This window comes from Alcanivorax sp., assembly GCF_014762765.1.
Classification (GTDB): Bacteria; Pseudomonadota; Gammaproteobacteria; order Pseudomonadales; family Alcanivoracaceae; genus Alcanivorax.
Map to the genome: position 1 here is coordinate 21,780 of NZ_JABURH010000144.1, position 7,806 is coordinate 29,585.

General features: G+C 58.5%; 8 protein-coding genes and 2 tRNA genes. 9 read left to right on the plus strand and 1 reads right to left on the minus strand.

Features of this window, described 5'->3' with window-relative positions:
* Positions 1-14 precede the first annotated feature (14 nt).
* Positions 15-491, plus strand: a complete 477-nt coding sequence (greA, locus tag HUJ17_RS10275) for a transcription elongation factor GreA (RefSeq protein WP_290510606.1) — start codon at positions 15-17, stop codon at positions 489-491.
* 97 nt (positions 492-588) lie between these two features.
* Here greA and HUJ17_RS10280 read toward each other — a convergent pair whose 3' ends face one another.
* Positions 589-903: a YhbY family RNA-binding protein gene (locus HUJ17_RS10280; protein WP_290510607.1), complete on the minus strand. Its 315-nt coding sequence runs from the start codon at positions 901-903 to the stop codon at positions 589-591.
* A 159-nt stretch (positions 904-1,062) separates the two neighbouring features.
* Between HUJ17_RS10280 and rlmE the strand changes: the two genes are divergently transcribed.
* From rlmE to HUJ17_RS10320, 8 genes are all read left to right on the plus strand, one after another.
* A complete protein-coding gene (gene rlmE / locus HUJ17_RS10285; RefSeq protein ID WP_290510608.1) occupies positions 1,063-1,689 on the plus strand; it encodes a 23S rRNA (uridine(2552)-2'-O)-methyltransferase RlmE in 627 nt (208 codons plus the stop codon).
* Positions 1,690-1,825: 136 nt separating this feature from the next.
* Positions 1,826-3,733, plus strand: a complete 1,908-nt coding sequence (gene ftsH / locus HUJ17_RS10290) for an ATP-dependent zinc metalloprotease FtsH (RefSeq protein WP_290510609.1) — start codon at positions 1,826-1,828, stop codon at positions 3,731-3,733.
* 12 nt (positions 3,734-3,745) lie between these two features.
* A complete protein-coding gene (folP, locus tag HUJ17_RS10295) occupies positions 3,746-4,600 on the plus strand; it encodes a dihydropteroate synthase (RefSeq protein WP_290510610.1) in 855 nt (284 codons plus the stop codon).
* Positions 4,601-4,617: 17 nt separating this feature from the next.
* Positions 4,618-5,952, plus strand: coding sequence for a phosphoglucosamine mutase (glmM, locus tag HUJ17_RS10300; protein ID WP_290510611.1), 1,335 nt, complete (start codon positions 4,618-4,620; stop codon positions 5,950-5,952).
* Between the two features lie 42 nt (positions 5,953-5,994).
* Positions 5,995-6,741 (plus strand): triose-phosphate isomerase, encoded by a 747-nt coding sequence (tpiA, locus tag HUJ17_RS10305; RefSeq protein ID WP_290510612.1) that lies wholly within the window; start codon positions 5,995-5,997, stop codon positions 6,739-6,741.
* A 10-nt stretch (positions 6,742-6,751) separates the two neighbouring features.
* Complete coding sequence (gene secG / locus HUJ17_RS10310) at positions 6,752-7,198, plus strand: preprotein translocase subunit SecG (RefSeq protein WP_290510613.1); 447 nt, start codon at positions 6,752-6,754, stop codon at positions 7,196-7,198.
* Positions 7,199-7,212: 14 nt separating this feature from the next.
* Positions 7,213-7,298 (plus strand) — tRNA-Leu (locus HUJ17_RS10315).
* A 427-nt stretch (positions 7,299-7,725) separates the two neighbouring features.
* Positions 7,726-7,802 (plus strand) — tRNA-Met (locus HUJ17_RS10320).
* Positions 7,803-7,806: the final 4 nt, after the last annotated feature.

A 7,806-nucleotide genomic window follows, 5' to 3' on the forward strand; every position in this document is an offset into this window, starting at 1 on the left:
AGACGAGGACAACTATGCAACGCATACCAATGACCGCCAAAGGGGCCGATGCCCTGCGTGCGGAGCTGGAGAAGCTGAAGCGGGAAGATCGCCCGCGCATTACGGCTGCCATTGCCGAGGCTCGTGAGCATGGCGATCTGAAAGAAAACGCGGAATACCATGCGGCCCGTGAGCAGCAGGGTTTCTGCGAGGGACGGATCAACGAGATCGAGTCGAAGCTGGGCGCCGCGCAGATCATCGATATCACCCACCTGGAAAACACCGGCAAGGTGATTTTTGGCGTGACCGTCACCATCATTGATGTGGATACCGACGAAGAGAAGGTCTACCAGATCGTGGGTGACGACGAAGCCAACATCAAGCAGGGCAAGTTGAGCGTCAATTCTCCCATCGCCCGCGGCCTGATCGGCCGGGAAGAAGGTGATGTGGTGCAGATCGATACTCCTGGGGGTACCCGCGAGTATGAGGTCGACAAGGTCGAGCACATCTGAGTTGCAAGTTGAAAGTTTCAAGTTGCAAGGGAAAAGAAAAGGCGACGTTTAACGTCGCCTTTTTCATAGGTTTTGGCGTGAGACAGTCAGGCGGCAGTTATGCATCCTGGTAGCGCAGGATGTTGGATAATTTCGGGTTGGGCTTCTGTGCTGGCCGGTAGAGCAGGGCAATGTTGCCGATGCGCTGGATCAGCTCCGCGCTGCCTTTTTCGCTCAGGGCCTGGACAATGGCGGCCCGGTCGTCGCGGGTCTCCGCATTGACCTTTACCTTGATCAATTCGTGATCTTCCAGGCGCAGGTTCAGCTCGTCAACGAAGGTTTCGGTAAGGCCTTTGCCGCCGAAGATGAGTACGGGTTTGAGATGGTGGCCAATACGGCGCAGCCGTTTGATGTCCTGTTGCGATAGCGGCACGGTGTGGCTCCAGAGCTGCAAGGTGTCGCCAGCGGGGCGACACAGGAAATAAGGGAATGTCCGGGTTGCCCCGACAGTGGGCGTATTCTACGGGTTAGCAAAGTGAAAAGCAGCCGTTACGCACAGGAACGGCAAACCGGGTGGGTGAGGTAATCTCTGATGGCGAAATCGAGCCGTTCCAAAACCAGCAAGGCCTGGCTCAAAGAGCATTTCAGCGACCAGTGGGTGGCGAAGGCCCAGGCGGAGGGCTATCGCTCCCGCGCCAGCTTCAAACTGCTGGAGATGAATGAGAAAGATCGCCTGTTCCGACCCGGCATGACGGTGCTGGATCTGGGGGCTGCGCCGGGTGGCTGGTCCCAGGTGGCGGGCCAGCTGATGGGTTCACACGGCACTGTCATCGCCAGCGATATTCTGCCAATGGATGCCCTGCCGGATGTGACCTTCATTGAAGGGGATTTTCGGGAAGATGCGGTGTATGAGCAAATTCTTGCGGCGCTCGGGGATCGCAAGGCAGACCTTGTAATGTCCGATATGGCCCCCAATATGAGTGGTAACAAGGGCGTGGATCAGCCGCGGGCCATGTATCTGGCGGAATTGGCACTGGATATGGCCGAGCGGGTGCTGGAACCGGATGGCCAGTTTCTGGTCAAGGTATTCCAGGGCGAAGGATTCGATGAGTACCGGAAGATGCTGCTGCAGCGTTTTCACCGGGTAGTCAGCCGCAAGCCGGCAGCGAGCCGGGCCCGTTCCACCGAGGTGTACCAACTGGCCAGTGGTCTGAAATAGGCCGTGAAAATGCCGTAAAATGGCTGTTTTGCTGTCCGAACCGGCATTACGCAGGGTTCGGCAAATGGTGTAAGGTGTAAGTTCGTTATTGTGCGCGTGAAGCGCCCGGAATTGATCGAGGTCTCCCTTGAACGACATGACCAAGAATATTGTGCTGTGGCTGGTTATCGCCGGCGTACTTTACGTGGTGGCATCCAGCATCAGCACCCAGCCTGCAACAACCAGTATTCCCTACTCGGACTTTATCTCGCGGGTAGAGAGTGGTGATGTGCAGGAAGCCAAGATCGGCGAAAGCTCCATCACCGGTACCTACAAGGATGGCAGCCAGTTCAAGACGGTGAAACCGCCGACACTGGATACCAATCTGATGCCCACGCTGATCCAGAACAAGGTGAATGTGGTGGGTGTGGAGCCAGAGCGTCAGGGCTTCCTGATGCAGTTGTTCCTGTCGGTACTGCCGATCCTGATTATTCTGGCCATCTTTATCTTCTTCATGCGTCAGATGCAGGGGGGCGGTAAAGGCGGTGGCGGGCCGATGACCTTCGGCAAATCCAAGGCCAAGCTGCTCGGCGAAGACCAGATCAAGACCACCTTTGCCGATGTGGCAGGGGTGGAAGAAGCCAAGGAAGAAGTGCAGGAGCTGGTCGAGTTCCTGCGTGATCCGGCAAAATTTCAGCGCCTGGGTGGCAAGATTCCCCGTGGCGTACTGATGGTCGGTTCACCGGGTACCGGTAAGACTCTGCTGGCCAAGGCCATTGCGGGGGAGGCCAAGGTGCCTTTCTTCAGCATTTCCGGCTCAGACTTTGTGGAAATGTTCGTGGGTGTCGGTGCCAGCCGTGTCCGTGACATGTTCGAGCAGGCCAAGAAGCATTCTCCCTGCATCATTTTCATTGACGAGATTGATGCGGTGGGCCGTTCCCGTGGTGCCGGGGTCGGCGGTGGTCACGACGAACGTGAACAGACCCTCAACCAGCTGCTGGTGGAAATGGACGGGTTTGATGGTAATGAAGGTATCATCGTAATCGCTGCCACCAACCGTCCCGACGTGCTGGATCCGGCGCTGTTGCGTCCGGGCCGTTTCGACCGTCAGGTGACTGTGCCTCTGCCGGATATCCGTGGCCGGGAGCACGTGCTCAAGGTGCATATGCGTCAGGTGCCGATCTCGGAAGATGTAGATCCCAGTGTGATTGCCCGCGGCACTCCTGGCTTCTCCGGTGCGGATCTGGCCAACCTTGTTAATGAGGCTGCCCTGTTCGCTGCCCGTGCTAACAAGCGCATGGTGTCCATGGAAGAGTTCGAGAAAGCCAAGGACAAGATCCTGATGGGCGCTGAACGTCGTTCCATGGTGATGAGCGAGAAAGAGAAGTTGAACACCGCTTACCATGAGGCGGGTCACGCGATTGTTGGCCGTCTTGTGCCTGAGCATGATCCGGTCTACAAGGTGAGCATCATTCCCCGTGGCCGCGCCCTGGGTGTGACCATGTACCTGCCGGAAGAAGATCGATACTCCCAGTCCAAGCGTGGGCTGGAATCCTCGATCTGTTCGCTCTACGGCGGGCGTCTGGCGGAGGAGATGACGCTGGGCTTTGATGGTGTTACCACCGGGGCGTCCAATGATATTGAGCGTGCCACCAAGTTGGCCCGTGCCATGGTCACCAAGTGGGGCCTGAGCGAGAAACTGGGTCCGCTGGCCTACGAGGAAGAAGAGGGTGAGGTGTTCCTGGGCAAGCAGATGTCCCAGCGTAAAAGCATGTCCGAGCAGACCGCCGAAGAAATCGACCGCGAGGTGCGGGCAATCATCGATAGCTGCTATGGACGAGCCAAGCAGATTCTCGAGGACAACCGCGACAAGCTGGACCTGATGGCGGAAGCCTTGATGCAATACGAAACCATCGACGCCGGCCAGATCGAGGACATCATGACCGGCCACAAGCCGCGCCCGCCGAAAGACTGGCGTGATCAGGGGCCGGGCAATGGCACCGCTGCCAGCGGTGACAAGGAGCCGGGCGACGATGCCATCGGCGGACCTGCCAATACGCATTGATCCCGCTGATTCATGATTGACACGCTGACCTGTGGGGCGCGGACACTAGACCTGTCCGCGCCTGTCGTTATGGGGATACTGAACGTAACCCCGGATTCCTTTTCTGATGGTGGCCGCTTTACCAAGCGGGATGATGCCCTGCGTCAGGCCGAGCGAATGCTGGCGGATGGAGCGGCAATCATTGATGTGGGAGGCGAGTCCACCCGCCCAGGAGCGGCGCCGGTGTCCGAACAGCAGGAGCTGGATCGGGTGGTGCCGGTGGTTGAGGCACTTACCTCTGAGTTTGGTGCCCTGGTGTCCGTGGACACCAGTACTGCGGCGGTGATTCGCGATGCCGCCGCAGCTGGTGCGGGCATGATCAATGATGTGCGGGCCCTGCGTCGGCCCGGTGCGCTGGAAGCGGCGGCGACCAGCGGGTTGCCGGTCTGCCTGATGCACATGCTCGGCGAGCCCGGCAACATGCAGGATGATCCCCGTTATCAGGATGTCACCGCCGAGGTGATAGATTTTCTGCGTCAGCGCATCGCCGCCTGCAAGCAAGCCGGCATCCCCAGTGAGCGGCTTCTGATTGATCCGGGTTTTGGCTTTGCCAAGACCGTGGAGCACAATCTTACCCTGATGAATGAAATGGCCGCGCTGCAGGCCCTGGCGTTACCGATCCTGATCGGTATTTCGCGAAAGTCCCTGTTTGGTAAACTGCTTGGTCGGGAAGTCAGTGAGCGCTTGCCGGCCAGCCTGGCGGCGGCTGTCATGTGTATTGAGCGCGGAGCAATGATTGTCCGTGCCCATGATGTGCAGGAAACCGTGGATGTGGTGCGCTTCGCCCACGCCGTCAAGCAATCAGGCGACAGTGATCGCATAATCTAACCGCACAAGGAGTAGTCATGGCGCGTAAGTATTTCGGGACGGATGGCGTGCGAGGCACGGTTGGGCAGTTCCCCATTACCCCGGATTTCGTGCTCAAGCTGGGTTGGGCGGCAGGCAAGGTGCTGGCGGCACACGGTGGCAGCAAGATCCTGATCGGTAAGGACACCCGTATTTCCGGGTACATGTTCGAATCGGCGCTGGAAGCCGGTATTTCCGCTGCGGGCGTGGATGTGCGTCTGCTTGGACCCCTGCCGACACCTGGCATTGCCTACCTGACCCGGACTTTGTCTGCCCAGGCCGGCATTGTTATTTCTGCATCTCACAATGCCTATACCGACAATGGCATCAAGTTCTTCGGGGCGGATGGGCGCAAGCTTAATGATGAGATCGAGCTGGAGATCGAGCGCCTGCTGGACGAAGACATGTCGGTGGTGGCCACCGACCAGATCGGCAAGGTGCGCCGGATTGATGATGCTCGTGGTCGTTATATCGAATTCTGCAAGAGTACCGTGCCGGGCCTGAACCTGAGTGGTATGAAGATCGTGGTCGACACCGCCAATGGTGCGGCGTACCACATTGCTCCAGATGTGTTCGAGGAGCTGGGTGCCGAGGTGGTGGCCATGGCCAATAGCCCGGACGGTTTTAATATCAACCGTGATTGTGGCTCCACCCATCCGGAGCAGCTGCAGCAGCGGGTGCTGGATGAAAAAGCGGATCTGGGGGTGGCGCTGGATGGCGACGCAGACCGACTGATCATGGTGGACCACACAGGCAAGTTGGTTGATGGCGATCAGTTGCTGTTTGTGGTGGCCCGGGATCGTAAGGAGAGCGGTGTAGAGCTGCCCGGCGTGGTTGGCACCCTGATGTCCAATTTTGGTCTTGAGTTGGCGCTGCAGGCGCTGGATATCGAGTTCGTGCGCGCCAAGGTGGGTGACCGCTACGTGATGGAACAGCTTGACCAGCGTGGCTGGTTGATCGGTGGTGAATCCTCCGGCCATCTGGTTTGTCTGGATTGCACTTCCACCGGCGATGGTACGGTTTCTGCCCTGCAGGTGCTGGCGGCACTGTCCCGCCGTGACCAGAGCCTGGCGGAGGCGGTGGCAGATGTGGTGCTGATGCCCCAGACCATGATCAATGTGCGTGGCCCCAACCGTGATGGTTTTATGGAAAAGGCTGAAGTGAAGGCCGCCATGGCAGAGGTGGAACAAAAGCTCGGCGGTAATGGCCGAATTCTGCTGCGCCCTTCTGGTACCGAGCCGCTGGTGCGAGTGATGATTGAGGGCAAGGACCCGGATCAGGTGGCCGCCCTGTGCCGCGATCTGGCGGATGTGGTGGAAAAGGCGATTGCATGATAACGCTGGGCCTCCGGCATTTTTATATCCAAGGAATAACAGATGACATCAAGAACACCGCTGGTTGCCGGTAACTGGAAAATGAACGGGCGCCAGGGTCTGCTTGCCGAAATGGCAGAGGCCCTGGCTGGCTACAATGGCGGGGCGAAGGTGGTGATCTGTCCGCCTTACCCTTACCTGGCAGCGGCCAGATCTGTGATGCCGGCCGCCATTGGGGTGGGAGGTCAGAACCTGAGTGACCAGGAAGATGGCGCCTTCACCGGTGAAGTGTCTGCACCCATGCTTGCCGAGGTGGGCTGTGGCCATGTGATTGTAGGTCATTCCGAGCGTCGTGCGCTGTACGGAGAAACCGACGCGGTGATCGCCGACAAGTTTTCCCGTGCCCAGGCTGCCGGTCTTGTGCCGATTCTCTGTGTGGGGGAAACCCTGGAAGAGCGTGAGGCCGGTAATACCGAAGCCGTGGTTTGCGGGCAGTTGCAGGCGGTGGTGGATGCGGTAGGTATTGCCGCTTTCGGCAGCGCCGTGGTGGCCTACGAGCCCGTGTGGGCCATCGGTACCGGTAGAACGGCGAGCCCGGAGCAGGCCCAGGAGGTGCACGCCTCGCTGCGCGCCTCATTGGCGAAAAACGATCCGGATATCGCTGAATCGCTGTGCTTGCTTTACGGCGGCAGTGTAAAGGCGGATAATGCCGCCCTTCTGTTTGCCCAGTCAGACATCGATGGGGGTCTGATAGGCGGGGCATCGTTAACAGCCGACAGTTTTATAGCTATCTGTCAGGCGGCGGAATAATAGAGTCATTATGGATATTGTTGTTCATGTAGTGCACGTGCTGGCGGCCCTTGGCCTGATCGGGCTGGTGCTGATTCAGCACGGTAAAGGTGCCGACGCAGGTGCCTCTTTTGGTGGCGGTGGCTCCCAGACTGTATTTGGCAGTGCCGGGTCGGCCAACTTCCTGACTCGTGCCACAGCATTGCTGGCGGTGGTGTTCTTTGTCACCAGCATGGGCCTGGCCTGGATGGCTCGCCAGGAAGCTGAGGGTGTGCGTAGCTACCTGCCGGAACTGGAAACCCTTGAGCAGCAGGAAGAGGATGTGCCGGCTGCTCCGGCGGATTCCGAGGTGCCGGCTACCATGTCTGAAGTGCCAGTGGCATCGGATGATGCGCAGGAGCAAAAAGAGGTTTCAGATGTGCCTCAAGCTGGGGTAGAATCCCCGGCCCCGACTGAAGTGCCTCAGTCGGAGCAGTGATCAAAGCGTTCTTTGCCGAAGTGGTGGAATTGGTAGACACGCTATCTTGAGGGGGTAGTGAGCTTCGCTCGTGCCGGTTCAAGTCCGGCCTTCGGCACCAATTTGGAAAAGAGATCCGCGGGCGGGTCTCGGCTCAAACCGGTCCTGGCAGTGTGACTAATTGCCGACCGGGTGCGATGAAAGTGGTTTGTCATCGCAGCATGGCATGAAGTGATGGTTTTTTTGCCTGCCCCCGGGACGATTTGTGCGGCGACAAGCCGCGGATATGCGTCCCGGTAGAGTAAGCGCTGCGGCGTTTGCGGGTGCAGTGAAGTGGTCGCTTCTTGTTGTGCTAAGGCAGCGAAAAATAAATGTTTTTTTCGTCTTCGCCTTGACAGAGTGAGCGCCTCTAAGTACTATTTGCGCTCGATATTTGAGGCGGGTTGAATGCTTTGACTAGCAAGATTCAACCAGTCGGAACCGAAAAGATCTGTGCTCACCAGAATACAGGTCGAGTGCCGAGGGGCGCTAAAGGTTCAACGGTTTATTGCGGGGTGGAGCAGTCTGGTAGCTCGTCGGGCTCATAACCCGAAGGTCGTAGGTTCAAATCCTGCCCCCGCTACCACTTA

Bases quoted from the DNA above. Each gene is read 5' to 3' on its own strand.
- glmM (WP_290510611.1), top strand. From the start codon at position 4,618: ATGGCGCGTAAGTATTTCGGGACGGATGGCGTGCGAGGCACGGTTGGG.
- rlmE (WP_290510608.1), top strand. From the start codon at position 1,063: ATGGCGAAATCGAGCCGTTCCAAAACCAGCAAGGCCTGGCTCAAAGAG.
- greA (WP_290510606.1), top strand. From the start codon at position 15: ATGCAACGCATACCAATGACCGCCAAAGGGGCCGATGCCCTGCGTGCG.
- folP (WP_290510610.1), top strand. From the start codon at position 3,746: ATGATTGACACGCTGACCTGTGGGGCGCGGACACTAGACCTGTCCGCG.
- secG (WP_290510613.1), top strand. From the start codon at position 6,752: ATGGATATTGTTGTTCATGTAGTGCACGTGCTGGCGGCCCTTGGCCTG.
- ftsH (WP_290510609.1), top strand. From the start codon at position 1,826: ATGACCAAGAATATTGTGCTGTGGCTGGTTATCGCCGGCGTACTTTAC.
- tpiA (WP_290510612.1), top strand. From the start codon at position 5,995: ATGACATCAAGAACACCGCTGGTTGCCGGTAACTGGAAAATGAACGGG.